The 20,548-nt window shown below is 60.7% G+C and carries 18 protein-coding genes; 9 read left to right on the forward strand and 9 right to left on the reverse strand.

Going from position 1 to position 20,548, the window contains the following annotated elements; all coding sequences use genetic code 11:
• Positions 1-179: 179 nt before the first annotated feature.
• A complete protein-coding gene (thiI, locus tag QWI18_RS24250) occupies positions 180-1,634 on the forward strand; it encodes a tRNA uracil 4-sulfurtransferase ThiI (RefSeq protein WP_369320055.1) in 1,455 nt (484 codons plus the stop codon).
• Between the two features lie 140 nt (positions 1,635-1,774).
• Positions 1,775-3,595 (forward strand): translational GTPase TypA, encoded by a 1,821-nt coding sequence (typA, locus tag QWI18_RS24255; protein ID WP_065991054.1) that lies wholly within the window; start codon positions 1,775-1,777, stop codon positions 3,593-3,595.
• A gap of 207 nt (positions 3,596-3,802) precedes the next feature.
• Here typA and QWI18_RS24260 read toward each other — a convergent pair whose 3' ends face one another.
• The 3 genes from QWI18_RS24260 to QWI18_RS24270 form a co-directional block, all read right to left on the reverse strand.
• On the reverse strand, positions 3,803-4,258 hold the full coding sequence (locus QWI18_RS24260; protein WP_065991059.1) for a YkgJ family cysteine cluster protein: 456 nt from the start codon (positions 4,256-4,258) through the stop codon (positions 3,803-3,805).
• Between the two features lie 121 nt (positions 4,259-4,379).
• Entirely contained in the window at positions 4,380-5,765 is a 1,386-nt protein-coding gene (locus QWI18_RS24265; RefSeq protein WP_369320056.1) for a GTPase/DUF3482 domain-containing protein, read from the reverse strand.
• Positions 5,758-7,137, reverse strand: a complete 1,380-nt coding sequence (locus QWI18_RS24270) for a DUF2868 domain-containing protein (RefSeq protein WP_369320057.1) — start codon at positions 7,135-7,137, stop codon at positions 5,758-5,760. Before QWI18_RS24270 ends, QWI18_RS24265 begins: the two co-directional genes overlap by 8 nt.
• 132 nt (positions 7,138-7,269) lie before the next feature.
• Between QWI18_RS24270 and QWI18_RS24275 the strand changes: the two genes are divergently transcribed.
• Positions 7,270-7,782, forward strand: coding sequence for a dihydrofolate reductase (locus QWI18_RS24275; protein ID WP_296307008.1), 513 nt, complete (start codon positions 7,270-7,272; stop codon positions 7,780-7,782).
• Between the two features lie 216 nt (positions 7,783-7,998).
• Positions 7,999-9,054, forward strand: coding sequence for a haloacid dehalogenase-like hydrolase (locus QWI18_RS24280; RefSeq protein ID WP_369320058.1), 1,056 nt, complete (start codon positions 7,999-8,001; stop codon positions 9,052-9,054).
• Positions 9,055-9,098: 44 nt separating this feature from the next.
• On the opposite strand, the gene QWI18_RS24285 is transcribed toward QWI18_RS24280, so the two are convergent.
• The gene (locus tag QWI18_RS24285) at positions 9,099-10,367 is read right to left on the reverse strand and encodes a DASH family cryptochrome (RefSeq protein ID WP_369320059.1); all 1,269 of its coding nucleotides are present in this window, start codon (positions 10,365-10,367) and stop codon (positions 9,099-9,101) included.
• A 142-nt stretch (positions 10,368-10,509) separates the two neighbouring features.
• Here QWI18_RS24285 and QWI18_RS24290 point away from each other — a divergent pair, with 142 nt between their 5' ends.
• Positions 10,510-10,974, forward strand: a complete 465-nt coding sequence (locus QWI18_RS24290; RefSeq protein ID WP_065991072.1) for a DUF3429 domain-containing protein — start codon at positions 10,510-10,512, stop codon at positions 10,972-10,974.
• 146 nt (positions 10,975-11,120) lie between these two features.
• Here the strand turns inward: QWI18_RS24290 and ilvD are convergent, their stop codons facing one another.
• A complete protein-coding gene (ilvD, locus tag QWI18_RS24295) occupies positions 11,121-12,968 on the reverse strand; it encodes a dihydroxy-acid dehydratase (RefSeq protein ID WP_192135555.1) in 1,848 nt (615 codons plus the stop codon).
• 471 nt (positions 12,969-13,439) lie between these two features.
• Here ilvD and QWI18_RS24300 point away from each other — a divergent pair, with 471 nt between their 5' ends.
• Positions 13,440-13,898: a transposase gene (locus QWI18_RS24300; protein WP_369320060.1), complete on the forward strand. Its 459-nt coding sequence runs from the start codon at positions 13,440-13,442 to the stop codon at positions 13,896-13,898.
• A gap of 232 nt (positions 13,899-14,130) precedes the next feature.
• Here QWI18_RS24300 and QWI18_RS24305 read toward each other — a convergent pair whose 3' ends face one another.
• On the reverse strand, positions 14,131-15,327 hold the full coding sequence (locus QWI18_RS24305; RefSeq protein WP_065991078.1) for a class I SAM-dependent rRNA methyltransferase: 1,197 nt from the start codon (positions 15,325-15,327) through the stop codon (positions 14,131-14,133).
• 167 nt (positions 15,328-15,494) lie between these two features.
• On the opposite strand from QWI18_RS24305, the gene QWI18_RS24310 reads away from it, so the two are divergent.
• The 3 genes from QWI18_RS24310 (at position 15,495) to QWI18_RS24320 (ending at position 17,722) form a co-directional block, all read left to right on the forward strand.
• A complete protein-coding gene (locus tag QWI18_RS24310; RefSeq protein WP_074890184.1) occupies positions 15,495-16,361 on the forward strand; it encodes an HDOD domain-containing protein in 867 nt (288 codons plus the stop codon).
• 36 nt (positions 16,362-16,397) lie between these two features.
• A complete protein-coding gene (gene mutM / locus QWI18_RS24315) occupies positions 16,398-17,210 on the forward strand; it encodes a bifunctional DNA-formamidopyrimidine glycosylase/DNA-(apurinic or apyrimidinic site) lyase (protein WP_296310354.1) in 813 nt (270 codons plus the stop codon).
• A gap of 176 nt (positions 17,211-17,386) precedes the next feature.
• The gene (locus tag QWI18_RS24320) at positions 17,387-17,722 is read left to right on the forward strand and encodes a multidrug transporter (protein ID WP_065991088.1); all 336 of its coding nucleotides are present in this window, start codon (positions 17,387-17,389) and stop codon (positions 17,720-17,722) included.
• On the opposite strand, the gene ggt is transcribed toward QWI18_RS24320, so the two are convergent.
• The 3 genes from ggt to coaD form a co-directional block, all read right to left on the reverse strand.
• Complete coding sequence (gene ggt, locus QWI18_RS24325) at positions 17,704-19,437, reverse strand: gamma-glutamyltransferase (protein ID WP_065991090.1); 1,734 nt, start codon at positions 19,435-19,437, stop codon at positions 17,704-17,706. The two genes, QWI18_RS24320 and ggt, sit on opposite strands and share 19 nt — an antisense overlap.
• 89 nt (positions 19,438-19,526) lie before the next feature.
• Positions 19,527-19,778 (reverse strand): YfhL family 4Fe-4S dicluster ferredoxin, encoded by a 252-nt coding sequence (locus QWI18_RS24330; RefSeq protein ID WP_065991092.1) that lies wholly within the window; start codon positions 19,776-19,778, stop codon positions 19,527-19,529.
• Between the two features lie 99 nt (positions 19,779-19,877).
• Complete coding sequence (gene coaD / locus QWI18_RS24335) at positions 19,878-20,357, reverse strand: pantetheine-phosphate adenylyltransferase (RefSeq protein ID WP_065991094.1); 480 nt, start codon at positions 20,355-20,357, stop codon at positions 19,878-19,880.
• Between the last annotated feature and the right edge of the window lie 191 nt (positions 20,358-20,548).

Genomic DNA, 20,548 nt, shown 5'->3' on the forward strand with positions numbered 1-20,548 from the left:
TTTAGCGTGTTAAACGTCGCATATTCGAAAACAGGCGCACCGTTGTGGTGCCAAGTAATTGTATACAGGGCCGTTTTGGTGCGTGGACGATTGACTGCACGATAACTGGTTAAACCTTGAGCAATTTCCGCTATAATCCGCGCCCCCCTTTTTCGACCGGGACCTAGCGCGCTGTTTTCATGAAATTAATCGTCAAAGTCTTCCCAGAAATCACTATCAAAAGCCGGCCTGTGCGCAAGCGCTTCATCAAACAGCTGGCCAAGAACATCCGTACGGTGCTCCGCGATCTGGACCCGGCGTTGGTGGTGGATGGCGTGTGGGACAACCTTGAGGTCGAAACCAGGGTCGAGGATGCCAAAGTACTGCGCGAGATGACCGAGCGGCTGAGCTGCATGCCCGGCATCACGCACTTTCTGCAGGTTGACCAGTATCCGCTGGGCGACATGGAAGACATCTATGAGAAGTGCAAGCTGCACTTCGGCGATGCGATCCCCGGCAAGATATTCGGGGTGCGCTGCAAGCGAGCGGGTCATCACGACTTCAGCTCCATGGACGTCGAGAAGTACGTCGGCAGCAAGCTGCGCCGTGAATGCAACGCCGCCGGCATCTCGCTGAAGGCCCCGGAAGTCGAAGTCAGAATCGAAATCCGCGACCAGCGCCTGTTCGTGATTCACAGCCAGCACAACGGCATGGGCGGTTATCCGCTGGGTTCGCTTGAGCAGACCCTGATCCTGATGTCCGGTGGTTTTGACTCCACCGTGGCCGCGTACCAGATCATGCGTCGTGGCCTGATGAGCCATTTCTGCTTCTTCAACCTGGGCGGACGTGCCCACGAGCTGGGCGTGATGGAAGTCGCGCACTTCATCTGGAAGAAGTACGGCAGCTCCCAGCGCGTGCTGTTTGTCAGCGTACCGTTCGAGGAAGTTCTGGGAGAAATTCTCGGAAAAGTCGATAACAGTCATATGGGCGTAGTATTGAAGCGTATGATGTTGCGCGCCGCGACGAACATTGCCGACCGGATGGAAATCGACGCGCTGGTCACCGGCGAGGCGATTTCCCAGGTGTCCAGCCAGACGCTGCCCAACCTGTCGGTCATTGATTGCGTGACGGAGAAGCTGGTCTTGCGGCCGCTGATCGCCAGTCACAAGCAGGACATCATCGACCTGGCCGATCAGATCGGCACCGGCGATTTTGCCCGGCACATGCCCGAATACTGCGGGGTGATTTCGGTGAACCCGAAGACCGCTGCCAAGCGCAACCGGGTCGAGCACGAAGAAAAATCGTTCGACATGGCCGTGCTCGAGCGTGCGCTTGAAAACGCTCGTCTGGTACCGATCGATCGCGTGATCGAGGAATTGGGCCAGGACGTTCAGATTGAAGAAGTCGGTCAGGCGCTGGTCGGGCAAGTGGTCATCGACATCCGTCACCCGGATGACACTGAAGACCGCCCGCTGGCGCTGACTGGCGTTGAAGTACAAACGCTGCCGTTCTTTGCATTGAACAGCCGTTTCAAGGAACTGGATGATACGCGCCAGTACCTGCTCTATTGCGACAAAGGCGTCATGAGTCGCCTGCATGCTCATCATCTGCTCAGTGAGGGGCATGCCAATGTGCGCGTTTATCGACCGAGCTAAGTGCCCGGGGCTGTTTGCCTGTGGCTTGCGTCACCGGCCCCCCGACACCAGTCGTCAGCCGTAACGGCTTTCGCCGGCTCCACCGTTCATAGCTGCCTACAATCAGACAGCTGACCGAATCCTCTGATCGAGATACACAAGTGATCGAAAATCTACGCAACATCGCCATCATTGCTCACGTTGACCACGGTAAAACTACCCTCGTTGACAAGCTCCTGCGCCAGTCCGGCACCCTTGAGCGCAACGAGCTCAACGACGAACGCGTGATGGACTCCAACGACCAGGAAAAAGAACGCGGTATTACCATTCTCGCGAAGAACACCGCGATCAACTGGAATGGCTACCACATCAACATCGTTGACACCCCGGGCCACGCCGACTTCGGCGGTGAAGTAGAGCGCGTGATGTCGATGGTTGACTCCGTTCTGCTGCTGGTCGACGCCCAGGACGGCCCTATGCCGCAAACGCGTTTCGTGACCAAGAAGGCTTTCGAAGCCGGCCTGCGTCCAATCGTCTGCATCAACAAGGTTGACCGTCCAGGCGCGCGTCCGGACTGGGTTCTGGACCAGATCTTCGACCTGTTCGACAACCTCGGTGCTACCGAAGAACAGCTGGACTTCAAAGTCGTCTACGCCTCGGCCCTGAACGGTATTGCCGGTCTGGATCACACCGACATGGCTGAAGACATGACCCCGCTGTACCAGTCGATCGTCGACAACGTCCCTGCGCCAAAGGTTGACCGTGACGGTCCGTTCCAGATGCAGATCTCGGCACTGGACTACAACAGCTTCCTGGGCGTCATCGGTGTTGGCCGTATCGCTCGTGGCCGCGTCAAGCCAAACACTCCGGTTGTTGCGATCGGTGCCGACGGCAAGCGCCGCAACGGCCGTATCCTGAAGCTGATGGGTCACCACGGTCTGCACCGCATCGACGTCGAAGAAGCTGCTGCTGGCGATATCGTTTGCATCAGCGGTATGGAATCGCTGTTCATCTCCGACACTCTGTGCCACCCGGACACAGTGGAAGCGATGAAGCCGCTGACCGTTGACGAACCCACCGTTTCGATGACCTTCCAGGTCAACGACTCGCCGTTCTGCGGTAAAGAAGGCAAGTTCGTGACGTCCCGTAACATCAAGGAGCGTCTGGACAAGGAGCTGCTGTACAACGTTGCTCTGCGCGTTGAAGAAGGCGACTCGGCTGACAAGTTCAAGGTCTCCGGCCGTGGTGAGCTGCACTTGTCGGTACTGATCGAAACCATGCGTCGCGAAGGCTTCGAAATGGGTGTCGGTCGTCCTGAAGTGATCATCCGTCAGGTAGACGGCGTGAAGCAGGAACCGTTTGAAAACGTGACCATTGATACCCCGGAAGAATCCCAGGGCAAGGTCATGGAAGAGATGGGTCTGCGTAAGGGCGACCTGACCAACATGGTGCCGGATGGCAAAGGCCGTGTGCGTCTGGAATACAACATCCCTGCTCGTGGCCTGATTGGTTTCCGTAACCAGTTCCTGACCCTGACCAACGGTGCTGGCATCCTGACCTCGATCTTTGACCGCTACGACACCATGAAGTCCGGCGACATGTCCGGTCGTCAGAACGGCGTTCTGGTATCGGTTGAGACCGGCAAGGCACTGACCTATTCCCTGGAAACCCTGCAGGCGCGCGGCAAGCTGTTCGTCGAGCACGGTCAGGAGATCTACAACGGTCAGATCGTTGGCTTGAACAGCCGCGATAACGACATGGGCGTGAACCCAACCAAAGGCAAGAAGCTCGATAACATGCGTGCTTCGGGCAAAGACGAAACCATCGCTCTGGTTCCACCTGTTCGCTTCACCCTGGAACAGGCTCTGGAATTCATCCAGGACGACGAGCTGTGCGAAGTCACCCCTAAGTCGATCCGTCTTCGCAAGAAGATCCTCGACGAAGGCGAGCGTACCCGTGCTGCCAAGAAAGCCAAGGCGTAACTAGCCCCGGCTGAACGAAAACGCCCCCGGTCGAAAGGCCGGGGGCGTTTTTGTTTGTCTGCGTTTTGGTTTGGCCGGTGTCGATGCTGTGAGGGCGATGTCGCTCAATCCGGCGTCTTCCCGGCTAAAGCCGGTCCCACTAAGGTCTGCGCGCCTTTGGTAGGACCGGCTTCAGCCGGGAAGGCGTACGCGAGCACTATAGAAGGCTTAGAACTTCAACGGCACCCGGCCGGAGTTCGAGTTCAGCGTACCGGTAGCTTCGCGCACGACTTCTTTCGGTTTATAGGCGCAATAACCCGGGCGCGGGCCGATCTTCGGGTGGTTGCGGCAAGTGTCGGGGCGTTTGTCATAGATGGTGCACAGCCGGCTCTTGCGATCCAGGTACAGGCAATCGTTGTTGCTCATGCGCTGGAGGGTGAAGATCCCGGACTTCTGATTGAAGCGCTCGACGATCCCGTCCTTCTGCAGGCGTTTGGCGATGTTCTTCGGGTTATCGCCCTGTTCGAACTCGTCGACGATGCCGATGCGGATCAGGTCCTTGATCTTCACTTCCACAGGGAGCGTGCAGCAACTGGAAACACAGCCTCCGCACATGTAGCTGGAATATTTCTGCCAGGTCTCGATGCGGTCGAGTTCTGCAGCGGCGATCAAGGTGGGTTTCATGCGCGTGTGCTTCCGGGTGTATCGGGCGCGCGATCATACCGGTCCGCGCGCAATTCCCCTATCGCAAAATCGTCGGGGCGACTGTCGGCTGCTGACCGGTAGAGCATTGCGGCCGCCCATTTCAGACCAGCACGGTCTTTGCCAAGGCCTCGACTTGCTCCTGCCGCTCGCTCTGGTTCAGCTTTGCGCCAGGATTCAGCGACGACCATTGCGGATGCGCTCGCGCCTTGTGCAGCGCCTCCGGCAGCTTGCCTTCGCGCCAGGTCTTGTCCAGAGGCGCGGTCAGTTTGATGCTCTCCATGGCGGCGTGGCCGCGCACTTCCAGCGCTTGCAGCAATTGCCGTTGGCGCAGCGCCAACAGTCGCAGCACGGCATCGTCGACCGTCAGTTCGCGCTGCCCCTTGAATTTGTCCATCAGCCGCCCGCCGTAACTGCGCGCTGTTTGCAGAGCGCCGCCGGCAATCGCGCCGACCAGTGCCGCCGCACCCAGCGTGATGCCGCCCACCAGCAAGTCCACGCCTGCACCTGCTGCCGCGCCCGCAGCAATACCGCCACCCACACGTACGCCCAGCAATTTCAGGGTTTCGGGATTGAACAGGTCATCCCCCCAGCGGCCATCCATCAACGGCAAATCGCTGGCCGAGGCATCTTCTCGACGAAACGCGTAGAGCTTGAGCAGCGACTCGACGCAACGTTGTTCGCGCTGGCGCACGGCTTTGCGCAGATCGTCGATGGCCGCCTGTACCTGACCGGAATCCGTCGCAACACTTCGGCGGCAGGCAGCGCAGTCCAGCAACAGCTCGGAGATCAGCCTGGCGGCGCTCTGCTTGCGAGCCTCACGCTGGGCCTGCTGATCTGCGATGAGACGCTCCAGTCTGCCGCGGGAGGTTTCCAGCAGCAGGGCCAGGCTTTCATACAGACGGCGTTCGCCATCTTCGGGCGGTGCAACGCTGTCAAAACGCACCAGCGCGTGCAGGCCGAGACGCGCCAGCGCTTCACGCCAGTGCGGTTCGCGCTGCTGCGCACTGCTGACAAAATTGAGCACGGGCAGCAACGGCTTGCCGCAACTGGCAAGCACCGCAAGCTCGTCGCGGTACTTGGCAAGCACCGGCTCTCGCGCGTCGATCACGTACAGGCCGGCGTCGGAGGCGAGTAGCTGACGAAGCACTTTGGCCTCCTGTTCAAAACGCTGGCGCGCCTCGCTGCCTTCCAGAAAGCGCCCGAGCCGCGCCGGGCCGTCGAGCCGTTCGCCGGGTCGGTCCAGCCGCTCGAGGTAATCCAGCAGGGCGATGGCGTCTTCCAGGCCGGGCGTGTCGTACAGCTCCAGCAGCGCCTCGCCATCCACCGACAACCGCGCGCCTTCGACGTGCCGGGTGGTGCTCGGGCGGTGGGAGACTTCGCCGAAGCCGACGTCGCGGGTGAGCGTGCGCAACAGTGAGGTTTTGCCGACGTTGGTGTGGCCGACCACGGCCAGTTTCAACGGGAGAATTGCGTCCTTGTCAGTCATGCCCGCTCTCCAGCCAGGTCATCGGCGCACTGTCGGTCCAGTGCAGTTCAAGCTGCTGCAGCGCCGTGTGCCAATCCTCCAGTCGGTCGGCGTCCAGCACCTGTCCGGTGGGGGCCGGCAACAGCCAGATGCGCGTCGCGGTGGCGCAGCGAGCCAACTCGGCAATCAACGCCAGGCTGCCGCGATCCGGCGAGCGACGTGGATCGCAGGCGATGGCAAGACGCGCAGGCGGGTAGCGTGTCAGTTGGTCGAGCAGTGTGCGCCTTGACTCACGGGAGTCGAGAATGCCGGCGTTGACCACGCTGTCGGGAAGCTCGGGCGGCCACGGCTGCTGATTGTCCAGCTCGATGGCGACCAGCAGCGCGCCCTGGCTTTCGCTCGCTGACGGACCGGTGACCACGGTGTGAAGCTCGGGAGGCGCGGCATCGTTGATGCCCAGCCGTTCGCTGCTGGGCATCAAGCGCTCGCGCAGCTCGACGAAACCGGGATGGCTCAGATCCAGTGACAACCCTCGTCGACCCACGCGCCAACGCAGGTAACACAGCATCGTCAGCAGCAAGCGCGGCACAATACCGAACACCACCAGCACGCCGACCAGCCATCCAGCCCAGGCCTGACGGGCGTTTTCGATGGCGAGCGCGTTATCACCGCTGGCGCGGATCATCGACTCGGTGGGGACGCTGAAACCGAGAGGCGAGGGGATTGCTCCCAGGCCTCGGGTCAGGCTGACAAAGGTGTCGCTGCCCAGAATGGTGGTTTCCCAGACGAAGCCGTAGCGCCGCGTCGCCATCAGTAACAGCAGCAGCGTCAGGGCGCTGACCAAGGCGAGCAGCCACAAGCCGTTGACGCAGATACCCAGCACCCAGCGGTTCAGGCGCTTGCGTTGCAGCAGCAATATCAACGCCGGCGCGAGCTGCGCCGCCTGGGCATCGCGCGCCAGTTTCTCGCTTAGCCACAGCCAGAGGCGACCGAGGCCGGCGGTACTTTCCCCGACGAAGAGCACGCCGATGGCCCAACTCAACAGCAGAATCAGGTTAAGCCCGAGCAGGCTGCCGAGCGCCCAGAACACATTGACGGGCGTCTGGCCGTCGCCCAAGGCAGCGAACGCCAGTCCGGCGCCGCTGACCACCGCGAACACCGCCAGCACGATCAACGCCAGGCGCGCGCCTTGTTTCCAGTGATGCAGCGCCTTGAGCATGCCGTCGCGTTCGGCGAGCCACAGGGCGCGGTGTTTGATCCGGGTTTGCAGGTCGCCCGCCGAGGCGCGTGCGCGGCGGTTGGCTTCTTCGTCTTCGAGCGCGCCGGCGTGTTCTTCACGCAGGCGCACGGCTTCGGTCAGCCAGAGTTCATCAAGGGGAGTCAGTGCAGTCACGCGGCGTCTCGTCGGTAAAGTCGTGGTTGAGCATAACCGGTGTGGCTGCGATCGCGCAGCGAACGGGTATCGGTGCTTGGACCGCGTGGCGAGCGAATGTGCTGGGGCAGGGCGCTCTGATATCCTCGCGCCATGAAAAAACATCTCCCCTTGAGCTTGATCGCCGCACTCGCCGAAAACCGGGTCATCGGCGTCGACAATTCCATGCCCTGGCACTTGCCGGGTGATTTCAAATATTTCAAGGCGACCACGCTGGGCAAGCCGATCATCATGGGTCGCAAGACTTGGGATTCGCTCGGTCGTCCGCTGCCGGGGCGGTTGAATCTGGTGGTCACGCGCCAACAGGATTTGCAGCTTGAGGGCGCCGAGGTCTTCACCTCTCTGGAAGCGGCGGTGCACCGCGCGGAAGAGTGGGCGGCCGAGCAGGGCGTCAGTGAAGTGATGCTGATCGGCGGCGCCCAGCTTTACGGCCAGGCCCTTGAGAACGCTGACCGCCTGTACCTCACCCGCGTGGCGCTGAGTCCCGAAGGCGATGCGTGGTTTCCGGAATTCGATCTGGCGCAGTGGAAACTGGTTTCCGACACTCCAAACCCGGCACTGGATGACAAGCCTGCGTACAGTTTCGAGGTTTGGGAGCGGGCCTGATATCGCTATCGCGAGCAAGCTCACTCCTACAGGGGAATGCGGTCAACTGTGGGAGTGAGCAGCCCAACGCTGTCACAAAAATGTCGTTTTCATGTCATCTGTCGTGAATGGCGATCGGGGTGACGCCATCAGAACAGACGTTGTCGCTGACGCATCCAAACAGTCATGGCTTTTTGTTACGGTCCTCCTCGAACCAAAAAAGGGGAGGGGATCACCATGAAATTCGTACCAACATTATTGGCCACCGCGCTGTGTCTGGGTCTGGCCGGACATGCACTCGCCACCGAACTGACCCACTGGCCTGCGCCTGCCGCCAAGCAGCTCAACGCCATGATTGCGGCAAACGCCAACAAAGGTAATTTCGCCGTTTTCGACATGGACAACACCAGCTACCGCTTCGACCTGGAAGAGTCGCTGCTGCCGTTCATGGAAAACAAGGGGCTGATCACCCGCGACACACTCGATCCTTCCCTCAAGCTCATCCCGTTCAAGGACACCGCTGACCACAAGGAAAGCCTGTTCAGCTACTACTACCGGCTTTGCGAAATCGACGACATGGTCTGCTATCCGTGGGTCGCGCAAGTGTTTTCCGGCTTCACCCTCAAAGAGCTCAAAGGCTACGTCGACGAGCTGATGGCCTCGGGCAAGCCGGTGCCGAGTACGTATTACGAAGGCGATGTGGTCAAGACCATCGAAGTGCAGCCGCCCAAGGTCTTCACCGGTCAGGCCGAGCTGTACAACAAGCTGATGGAAAACGGTATTGAGGTCTATGTCATGACCGCGGCGTCAGAAGAGCTGGTGCGCATGGTCGCCGCCGATCCCAAATACGGCTACAACGTGAAGCCGCAGAACGTCATCGGGGTGACCACTCTGCTGAAGAACCGCGAGACAGGCGAGCTGACCACCGCCCGCAAGCAGATCACCGCCGGCAAATACGACGAAAAGGCCAACCTCGGTCTTGAGCTGACGCCTTACCTGTGGACCCCGGCGACCTGGATGGCCGGCAAGCAGGCAGCGATTCTGACCTACATCGATCAGTGGAAAAAACCGGTGCTGGTGGGCGGCGACACCCCCACCAGCGATGGCTACATGCTGTTCCACAGCGTCGACGTCAGCAAAGGCGGCGTTCATCTGTGGATCAACCGAAAGGACAAGTACATGACCCAGCTCAACGGCATGATGAAGACCAATGCCGAGGCTCAGGCCAAAGAAGGCTTGCCGGTCACGGCGGACAAGAACTGGGTGATCGTCAAGCCGGACGAGATTCAGTAAGCCGTCTCATTGCGCGGCGCGGCGATTTGCCGTGTCGCACTTTTTCAGGCCCATAACCTGCGGTATGCGCCGTCGGCATCATGTTCGTCGGCCTGCTTCACGGTGTTGAAGCGCCGACCGCCCCGCGGGTCCGTTCCGTAGCCGGCGATGTACAGCCAATTGCCCTGATTGCTGTAAACGTCGTAATCCACCAGCTGCGCCTCGAACCACGCGGCCCCGGCGCGCCAATCACCCTTTAGATCGAAGATCAGGTAACTGGCGACGATCTGGCGCATGCGGTTGGACAGATAGCCCGTCGCTGCCAATTCCCGCATACCCGCGTCAATCAACGCCTCTCCGGTTTCACCCCGACACCAGCGCGCAAAGCCCTGTGGATTGTGGCCCGGTTCGCTGCTCCCTTTCAGGCCGCTGGCGCGATAGAGAAGCCGGCCGTATTTCAGATGCAGCAAGCGAAAGTAATCGCGCCACAGCAACTCGAAGTAGATCCAGTACGTACTGTCATTGGCGCCATGTTCGGACTCAAAAGCCTTCAGCGCCTGATCGACCTGCGGCGCTGAAAGCGAACCGCGTGCAAGCCAGGGCGAAAACTTGGTGGAGTCGTCCACAGCGCTCAAGTTGTTGCGGGTGGCTTTATAGCTGTTCGCCAGGCCCCGGCGAAAATACTGCTGCAGATGCTCGATGGCCGCCTGCTCGCCGCCGTGAAATGCTTGCTGTTGGTAAGGAAACGCCGAGCGGGAGTCCGGAGCCGCAGACGTTTGCAGCGTGACCGGTTCAATCCTCACACCTTGCGGCAGCGCTGGAATTGTCGCTGGCGATGGTATGGCGGGGCGGGCAGAAGCGTGGGCCTTTTCCACAAGACGCCGAAAGCTGCTGAATACGTCGGGCAGCTGCTCGACCGCCATTGGCAATTCATCCAGCGTAAACAGCGTCGATTGCCAGTGATCCTCCACGGTCAGTCCCGCCGCGCGGAGGGCTTGCACCTGTGCTTCCTCTTCCGGCGCCGCGATGCGTTCGCAGATGATCGTATCGATGCCCAGCTCGTGGGCCAGGGCGACGAGGCGTTCAACGGACTCACCCTCAATCTGCATCAGCGCGTTGCCTCGTGCGCTCAGCTGCCCGGCCAGTGCGCTGACCGCGGTCTGTTCGAAATACTGGCGGTGGGCGCCGATGCGCTCGAATCCCCACGGCGTGGACGTCACCACGGGTGTGCAGTAAACCGGCAGCAGCGTGTGGGCAAGTTCGCATGCGTGGGTGAATGCGGGGTTGTCGGCAAGCCGAAGGTCCTGACGGAACCAATAGATCAACGTATTCATGTGAAGGTCTCAGCGCCCAGGGATCGAGGCCTTGATCAGTGGGTGACAGGACGTGGTCCTTTTTCCGGTCGAGCAAGAGAAGCTAAACAGCATTGCACTTTTGAGCCATAGTCTTTCAAGTAAATGACTGAAAGGGGCTCAAATGAAAGCGTTGTCGCTGTCTTCGTCGCCAAGGTACGTGGCGCTGCTGGGTTATGGCGGTTTGCTGCCGTTCGTTGGGCTGCTGTTGCTGATCCTGTTTGCAGTCGACTACCGAGCTTTCTTGACGCACGCGCTGCTCGCTTACGGAGCGGTGATCCTGAGTTTTGTGGGCGCGCTGCATTGGGGATTCGCCATGACCCTGCAAGGCTTGAATGCCGACCAGTGTCGCGAGCGGTTCATCTGGAGTGTCATCCCGGCGCTGATCGCCTGGCCCGCACTGTTATTGCCGGCACCGCTGGGGCTGTTGCTGCTGATTTTCGGTTTCGTCACGCACTACTGGCAGGACCGGCGTCTGGTGAAAACCACAACACTGCCCGACTGGTATTTGCCGATGCGCCTGCGTTTAACGTTGGTCGCCAGTCTTTGCCTGCTGCTGGGCGCGATCACTGTAGCCGTTGGCTCCTGAAACCGCCGGTGTCCGGATCTGTTGGAGGCTAATTGAAGGTTCGGCCGGGTGTTCGACCCGTGTCCGAGCCTTACCTCCTCCTCCAAGCGGTTGGCAGGCAAAAAAACACCCCGACATGCGGGGTGTTTTCCAGTGCGGGTTGATGCTTACGGCATCAGCTTGTCGAGCATCGCCTTGTCACGCACAGCACCCTTGTCGGCACTGGTCGCCAGCAGGGCGTAGGCCTTGAGGGCGGTGGTCACTTTGCGCGGGCGTGACTCAACCGGTTTCCAGCCTTTCTTTTCCTGCTCGGCGCGACGTTCGGCCATTTCCGCGTCGTCGATCAACAGATTGATCGAGCGATTCGGAATATCGATCAGTACTTTGTCGCCGTCACGGACCAGACCGATCGCGCCACCTGCTGCGGCTTCAGGAGACGCATGGCCGATGGACAGGCCAGAGGTCCCGCCCGAGAAACGCCCGTCGGTCAGCAGCGCACAGTCTTTGCCCAGACCTTTGGATTTCAGATACGACGTCGGGTACAGCATTTCCTGCATACCCGGGCCGCCTTTCGGACCTTCGTAACGGATGATCACGATGTCGCCGGCCTTCACTTCGTCCGCCAGAATGCCGCGAACAGCGCTGTCCTGGCTTTCGAAGATCTTGGCGTTGCCTTCGAACACGTGAATCGACTCGTCCACGCCAGCGGTTTTCACCACGCAGCCGTCCAGCGCGATATTGCCGTACAGCACGGCCAGGCCACCTTCCTGGGAGTAGGCGTGCTCGACACTGCGAATGCAGCCGTTCTCGCGGTCGTCGTCCAGGGTGTCCCAACGGGTCGACTGGCTGAAGGCCGTCTGGGTCGGAATGCCCGCAGGGCCCGCTTTGAAGAAGTGATGCACCGCTTCGTCGTCAGTCTGGGTGATGTCCCACTTGGCGATGGCTTCTTCCATGGATTTGCTGTGCACGGTCGGCAAGTCGGTGTGCAGCAGGCCGCCACGGGCCAGCGAGCCGAGGATGCTGAAGATGCCGCCGGCGCGGTGGACGTCTTCCATGTGGTACTTCTGGATGTTCGGCGCGACTTTGCACAGCTGCGGCACTCGGCGCGACAGGCGATCAATGTCGCGCAAGTCGAACGGAATCTCGGCTTCCTGGGCAGCGGCCAGCAAATGCAGGATGGTGTTGGTCGAACCGCCCATGGCGATGTCGAGGGTCATCGCGTTCTCGAACGCCTTGAAGTTGGCGATGTTACGCGGCAGCACCGACTCGTCGTTGTCTTTGTAGTAGGTTTTGCACAGGTCGACGATGGTGCGCCCGGCCTGCAGGAACAGCTGCTCGCGGTCGGAGTGGGTCGCCAGCGTGGAGCCGTTGCCCGGCAGCGCAAGGCCCAGTGCTTCAGTCAGGCAGTTCATCGAGTTGGCGGTGAACATCCCGGAGCACGAACCGCACGTCGGGCAGGCGCTGCGCTCGTATTCAGCGACTTTTTCGTCGGACGCGGTGGAGTCGGCAGCGATGACCATGGCGTCGACCAGGTCCAGGCCGTGGCTGGCGAGCTTGGTCTTGCCGGCTTCCATCGGACCGCCGGAAACGAAGATCACCGGGATGTTCAGGCGCAACGAAGCCATCAGCATGCCGGGGGTGATCTTGTCGCAGTTGGAGATGCAGACGATTGCATCGGCGCAGTGGGCGTTGACCATGTATTCGACGGAGTCGGCGATGATCTCGCGGCTGGGCAACGAATACAGCATGCCGTCATGGCCCATGGCGATGCCGTCATCCACCGCGATGGTGTTGAATTCCTTGGCGACGCCGCCTGCTCTTTCGATCTCGCGCGCCACCAGCTGACCCATGTCCTTCAAGTGGACGTGGCCCGGAACGAACTGTGTGAACGAGTTGGCGATGGCGATGATCGGCTTCTTGAAATCGTCGTCCTTCATGCCCGTGGCACGCCACAAGGCGCGCGCGCCGGCCATATTGCGGCCGTGGGTGGACGTTTTTGAACGGTAATCAGGCATTGGAACACTCCGGCTAATCGGCTGAATGAGGAAGGGAGTGAGCTTCTAGTGACGTCGTGTGCAAAAGGCAGTGACCGGATGCAGCGAAGAAACCGAACGATACGGGATCACCGTACGCCCAGCCTGAGCTCATAAACCCGCCGGGGATGACTGGCGATGAATAGCGCTGATTCTACACCTGTGGGGGCGGGAGGGAATGGCGGGAAGTGGGGCTGCGGACTCATCGGTCTGATTGCCAAACGGGTCGGTGGGGGATCCGACCTCAATCGCGAGCAAGCTCACTCCTACAAAGATGCCCCCTGATTCGAGCGATCAATGGTCCCGGCACGAATGCAAAGTTCGGCGCGGAACCACTGTAGGAGTGAGCTTGCTCGCGATAAGGATCTTGCAGACACATCCGGAATCTCTGTTTGGCGTCTACCCCTCAGGCACTGTTCTAGCCTTCCTGGTAATCACCAACGGGAGCGACTAATGCCGGAATTACCGCGTGGAAGATATCTAAGGAGCGGGAGATTTTCGGAGTCGGGACGGATTTACCTCGTCACGTCGGTCACCCATAACCGGGAGCAGGTTTTCAGCGACTGGAAGCTTGGACGATTGGTCGTAAACGAGTTTCGCGCTGTTCAGTCCTCGGGGGCGGCGGATTCGTTAGCGTGGGTCATCATGCCCGACCACATCCACTGGCTGCTTGAACTGACGGGAGGTGAACTCACTCGGATTTTACAGGGAGTGAAATCGCGAAGCGCTCGCGCAATCAATCAGTCGCGAGGAACGCACCGGCAAGTCTGGCAGAGGGGTTTTCACGACAGAGCATTACGACGGGAGGACGATCTTTTGATGATGGCCAGATACATTGTCGCCAATCCGTTGAGGGCTGGATTGGTCAAACGGGTCGGAGATTATCCGCTGTGGGACGCGAGTTGGTTTTGAAGCAGAATCGCGAGCAAGCTCACTCCTACAGGTACTGTGCATCGCCTGTAGGAGTGAGCTTGCTCGCGATCTGTTGCGAAGCGACAGCAATCCTGCAATGCATTCAGTCAGGCATATCACTGTCGTCTGATTTGCTGCCGGTTCCCGGCAGATCGCGGGACAAGCCACGCTCCTACAGGTTCTGCAGATGGCCTGTAGGAGTGGGCGGCTCGTTACGTCACGCTATCAGCCATCAGCTGTTCGGCAACAACCGGCAGGTGATGCTTTTGATGTAGCGCGTTTCGGGGATTGCAGGGTGGACCGGGTGGTCCGGGCCCTGGCCGCCGCGCTCGAGCAGCTGGATGTTGCGGTCCAGATGGCGGGCACTGGTCAGGAGGATGTTTTGCAGGTCATCTTCCGGCAGGTGCATCGAGCAGGAAGCGCTGACCAGAATGCCGTCCTTGCTGAGCAGGCGCATGGCTTGCTCGTTCAGGCGGCGGTAGGCGCCTTCGCCGTTTTTCATGTCCTTCTTGCGTTTGATGAACGCGGGCGGGTCGGCAATGATCACGTCGAAACGCTCTTCAGCCGCTTTCAGTTCCTTCAGCGCCTCAAACACGTCGCCTTCGATGCAGGTGACCTTTTCCGCGAAGCCGTTCAGTGCGGCGTTACGCTCGACACCGTCCAGCGCGAAGGCTGACGCGTCGACGCAGAAGACTTCGCTGGCGCCGAACGCACCGGCCTGGATGCCCCAGCCGCCGATGTAACTGAACAGGTCCAGTACACGCTTGCCCTTGGCGTACGGTGCCAGGCGCGCGCGGTTCATGCGGTGGTCGTAGAACCAGCCCGTCTTCTGGCCTTCCATCACCGGCGCTTCGAACTTCACGCCGTTCTCTTCCAGCGCGACCCACTCCGGCACCAGGCCGAACGCGGTTTCAACGTAGCGGTTCAGCCCTTCGGCGTCGCGCGCGGCGGAGTCGTTCTTGAGCAGAATGCCCCTCGGCTTGATCACTTGAATCAGCGCGGCGAGCACGTCGTCCTTGAGCTGCTCCATGGCTGCTGACGCCAGCTGCACCACCAGAATGTCGCCGAAGCGATCCACCACCAAACCTGGCAACAGGTCGGAGTCGCCGTAGACCAGACGATAAAACGGCTTGTCGAACAGACGCTCGCGCAGCGACAGGCAGACGTTCAGGCGATGAACCAGCAGCGACTTGTCCAGTGGCAGCTTGATGTCGCGGGACAGCAAACGTGCGCAAATCAGGTTTTGCGGGCTCATTGCGACGATGCCCAGCGGCTTGCCGCCCGCAGCTTCCAGAATGGCTTGAGCGCCCGGAGCAAAGCCGTTGAGCGGGGTGGCAGCGACGTCGATTTCGTTGCTGTAGACCCACAAATGACCGTTGCGCAAACGGCGATCGGCGTTGGGCTTGAGGCGCAAGCTAGGCAGGGACATGACGTCGCTCCGGAAAAAAGAGCGGGAGTATAGCGCGTGAACCCGCTGACGGGCGCGCCGTGGTCGATTACCGTCTGGCTGTCCGTCGGATCCGTTGGATCGTCATCCAGTTGTCGACCCGTGGCCGCGAGGGGTTAGAATCGTGGCCTGACCCCGAGTGTGAAGTTATGTCCCAAGAGCTTACGTCCGAGCAGATCCAGCAGGCGTTACAAGGCATCAGCGTTCCGCCCCAGCCGCAAATCATGGTGGATTTGCAGATGGAGCAGTACATGCCTGACCCTGACTTGGGTGCCATCGCCCGGTTGATCGCCCAGGATCCGGGGCTCTCCGGCGCGCTGCTGAAAATCGTCAATTCCAGCCATTACGGACTGACCAACAAAATCGCCTCGATCCAACGGGCGGTGAACCTGCTCGGCAGCCGCTCGGTCATCAACCTGATCAACGCACAGTCGATCAAGGGCGAGATGAGCGATGAAACCATCGTCGTGCTCAACCGTTTCTGGGACACCGCCCAGGACGTCGCAATGACCAGTCTGACGATCGCCAAGCGCATCGGCTCGCAAACGGTCGACGAATCCTACGCACTGGGCCTGTTTCATGACTGCGGCGTGCCGCTGATGATCAAGCGTTTCCCCGACTACATGAGCGTGCTCGAAGAGGCGTATTCCAACACCACCGCCGAGTGTCGGGTGGTCGACACCGAGAACCGGCTGCTGAACACCAACCACGCCGTTGTCGGTTATTTCACCGCCAAGTCCTGGCGTTTGCCTGAACATGTCAGCAATGCGATCGCCAATCACCATAATGCGCTGGCGATTTTCAAGGACGACTCGGGTCGCAACGCGCCACTGAAAAACATGCTGGCCGTGCTGAAGATGGCCGAGCATGTCTGCGAATCCCACCGTGTATTGGGCAACGAGCCCGTCGACCACGAGTGGAACAGCATTGGTCCTCTGGTTCTCGATTACGTTGGCTTGTCCGACTACGACTTCGAAAACCTCAAGGAAAGTATTCGCGAGCTGAGCGCGCACTGACCCTGCGCCTGACCTTGCCCTTCATCGAGCTGCCGCATGCCTGAATTACCTGAAGTCGAAACCACCCGCCGGGGCATTGCGCCGCATCTGGTGGGCCAGCGCGTGAGCCGCGTGATTGTGCGTGATCGTCGGCTGCGCTGGCCGATCCCCGAAGACCTTGACGTGCGCCTGTCAGGTCAGAAAATCGTGGCTGTCGAGCGTCGTGCCAAGTATTTGCTGATCCAGGCGGAGGTCGGCACGTTGATCAGCCACCTCGGCATGTCGGGTAATCTGCGCCTGGTGGACGCCGGTCTGCCGCCGCTCAAGCACGAGCACGTCGACATCGAACTCGAGTCCGGCCTGGCCTTGCGCTACACCGACCCTCGGCGTTTCGGCGCCATGCTCTGGAGCCTCGACCCGCTTAACCATGAATTGCTCGCGCGCCTTGGGCCGGAACCGCTGACCGAGGTGTTCGACGGGCTGCGTCTGTTCGAGCTGTCCCGTGGCCGGGCAATGGCGGTCAAGCCGTTCATCATGGACAACGCGATCGTCGTGGGCGTCGGCAACATCTATGCAACCGAGGCCCTGTTTGCCGCCGGCATTGATCCGCGCCGCGCCGCCGGGAGCGTGTCCAAGGCACGCTATATAAAGCTGGCGATTGAAATCAAACGCATCCTGGCCGCCGCCATCGAACGGGGCGGTACCACGCTGCGTGATTTCATCGGCGGGGACGGCCAGCCCGGTTACTTCCAGCAGGAACTGTTCGCCTACGGACGCGGCGAGGAACCGTGCAAGGTGTGCGGGACCACGCTGCGAGAAGTGAAGCTGGGTCAGCGGGCGAGTGTTTATTGCCCCAAGTGCCAGAAGTAGTTCCAGACAGCAGCAGAGCCGTCGGCCTGGATCGCTGACTGCCCCGGATCGCGAGGGTTTATCCGATCCCTCCTACAGGGCGTGTCTTGTCAGTGAGACACGCCGCCTCTTGCGTAAGCCCGCGCCCTGTTTATAGTGAACAGCTTCATATCTGCCTTAGCTTGAAGGACCATGCCATGAGCCCGTTTCGCATGCTTGCTGCCACCCTGGCCGTGTTCTTCGGCTTGCAATTCACGCCTGCGCTGGCTCAGGACGCGACCGGCAGTGGTGACCCCGTCTACGAAATCGAAAGCCCTCCCGCCTACGCGATGATCGGCGACCTGCTGATCGCGCGGCCGATTCTCATTGCTGCCACCATCATCGGCGCCGGGTTGTTCGTGGTTGCACTGCCGTTTACCGCCGCCGGCGGCGGCATTGGCCGAACCGGCAAGGCGCTGGTGGTGGATCCGGGCAAGGCGGCATTCGTCCGCTGCCTGGGTTGCACCGGCGACGGTTATGGCAAGCAGGACTGATCGGCGCAGGCGCGCATCAGCTTCAGCGCGTCACCGGGTTTGAAAGTCGTCGATACGCCAATGCCACGCGGGTCACTGGCCGCTTCGACCCGGGCACTGTTCTTGTGCCATAACAGCACCTGCTGATTGCCGAAATCCTTCGCCGTCTCCTTCAGCGCGTAACCGCGCTCGCGCAGGTCCGCCAGTTCCTGCTCCGTGAATGTCTCCGGCTCGTACTCCACCACATCCGGCGTGTACTGGTGGTGGTAGCGCGGCGTTGATGCCCAGTTGGCAATCGGCTGCTCGTCCAGATACTGCAGCATCGACAGCAGCACCATGCTGGGGATGCGGCTGCCGCCCGGGGTACCGAAGGCAGCGAGTGATTGCGGGCCTTCGATGAAGCTCGGGCTCATGCTTGAGATCGGTCGCTTGCCCGGCTCGATGGCATTGGCGTGTCCGCCGGCTGAGGCCGAGTTGCCCTGACCTTTGGGGTCTATGGCAAAGTCGTCCATCTCATCGTTGAGGATGATCCCGGTGCCGGGCACGGTAAACGCTGAGCCGAAGGGCAGGTTTAGCGACAGTGTCGCCGTCACGGCGTTGCCTTCGTTGTCCAGTACGGCGAAATGGCTGGTGTTGTCGCCCTCACGCCAGCGCGGCGCGGGGGGCAGGGTGTTATTGGGCGTGGCGCGGTGGGGATCGATGCTGGTGGTCAGCTGCAGCAAGTAGTCGGTGGACAGGAGTTGAGCCACCGGGTTGGGCACGAAGTCCGGGTCGCCCAGCAGCACGCGATCACGATACGCACGGCGAAGCGCCTCAATCACAAAATGCGCCCGCTGAATGTTCTCCGACCCCCGCCACGGCAGCTGTTGCAGCATCGACAGGCTTTGCGCCAGTGCAATGCCACCTGCCGAGGGCGGCGGTGCGCTGATCAGTTCCCGTTGATCGGCCATCTGAAAGCGCAGAGGCGTTCGCGTGATGACTTCATATTCTTCGAAATCATGGTAATTCCAGATACCGCCGGCGCGACGCACCCCACTGACCATCGCCTGCGCCACCAAGCCACTGTAGAACCCGGCGCGGCCATTATCGGCAAGGCGCCCCAGGGTTTGCGCCAGCTCAGGCTGGGTGATGACGTCACCCAGATTCGGCACGTCGTTGTTGCGCAGGAACAGGCGCGCGCTCTCTTTATTGTTGCGCAACGCGAACAGCCGCCAGCTGGCGCGCTCGCGATAAACGCTGTCCACCTTGAAGCCGCGGTAGGCGACCCGGATGGCGGGCGCCAGCGAGATCGAAAGCGGCAATCGGCCATAGCGTTCGGCGAGTTCGACCAATGCCGCGGGAAGCCCGGGGATCGCGGCCGCCAGTGGTCCGTTAAGGGACAGGTCCGGCTGGAGGATCCCGTTGCGGTGGAACATTTTGGGTTTTGATTTGAGCGGCGCCTTTTCGCGCGCGTCGAGAAACTGATACTGAACGGGGTCGCCGGATTGGCGCAGCAGGAAAAACCCGCCGCCGCCGAGGCCCGACCCGTAAGGTTCAACGACGGCGAGCGTGGCACTGATGGCAATGGCGGCATCGAATGCGTTGCCGCCATCCACCAGGATTTCCCGGCCGGCGGCGGTGGCAATGGGATGCGGGCTGGCGATGGCAGCCTGATCGGGGTGATCGGGGCTGGCCTGGGCCGAAAAAGCGCACAGCAGAAACACTGCGCCTGACAAAACAGGTATCCGTTCCAGCATAGAGATCATGCGTATCTCGCTCAATTCAACGGGCGTTATAAGCCAGTGTCTTCGGCGAAAGCACGTATGCCGACAGGATATGCGTTCGGTTATGCCTTGCTGGTGATCAGGTTGTACTTGGCCATGAGCTCGTCCTTGCTCTCCACATGGTTTTCATCCAGCGGGATGCAATCCACGGGGCAGACTTGCTGGCACTGCGGCTCGTCATAGTGGCCGACGCATTCGGTGCACAGGTTGGGATTGATCACGTAGATCTCTTCACCCTGGGAAATCGCTTCGTTCGGGCACTCGGGTTCGCAGACGTCGCAGTTGATGCAATCGTCGGTGATGATCAGGGACATGGATACTCCTGCCACGGTCGACACCGGGGCATATCAAAACGAATGCGGCGAATTGTGCCGCATTAGCGCTCGGTATGCACCTTACCTCGACGCAAGGCCTCAGGCTTTGAAACGTTCGCTCAGCGCCTGGGCCACGGCGGGGTGGACGAATTTGGTGATATCACCGCCCAGCGCTGCGATTTCCCTGACCAGCGTAGATGAAATGAACGAATAGCGTTCCGACGGCGTAAGAAAAAGACTCTCGATGTCCGGGGCCAGTTGCTTGTTCATGTTGGCGAGCTGAAATTCATACTCGAAATCCGACACCGCACGCAGGCCGCGCAGCAGGATGTTGGCGTTCTGTTCCTGAGCGAAGTGCGCCAGCAGTGTCGAGAATCCTACGACTTCCACGTTGTGCAGGTGCTTGGTCGCTTCGCGGGCGAGCGCAACACGTTGCTCCAGCGGGAACAGGGGGTTTTTCTTGGGGCTGGCGGCGACGGCGATGACCACTTGATCGAACAGGCGCGAGGCGCGCTCGACCAGATCGCCATGACCCTTGGTAATAGGGTCGAAGGTGCCGGGGTACAACACTCGGTTCATCGCGTCGTCCTGGTCGGAGTTCGTTGGGGACTGGATGGTAGCGCAGCAGGCTGAGCGGGCCAAGCTGCCGAGGAGTGTAGTGGGAAGCTTTGCGGTGCAGCGCGAGACGCCTTCCCGGCTAAAGCCAGTCCTACAGGACGATCGCGTTCAAATAGTGGGACCGGCTTCAGCCGGGAAGAGGCCAGTGTGGG

This window comes from Pseudomonas sp. W2Oct36, from assembly GCF_041060465.1.
GTDB classification, from domain to species: Bacteria; Pseudomonadota; Gammaproteobacteria; order Pseudomonadales; family Pseudomonadaceae; genus Aquipseudomonas; species Aquipseudomonas graminis_B.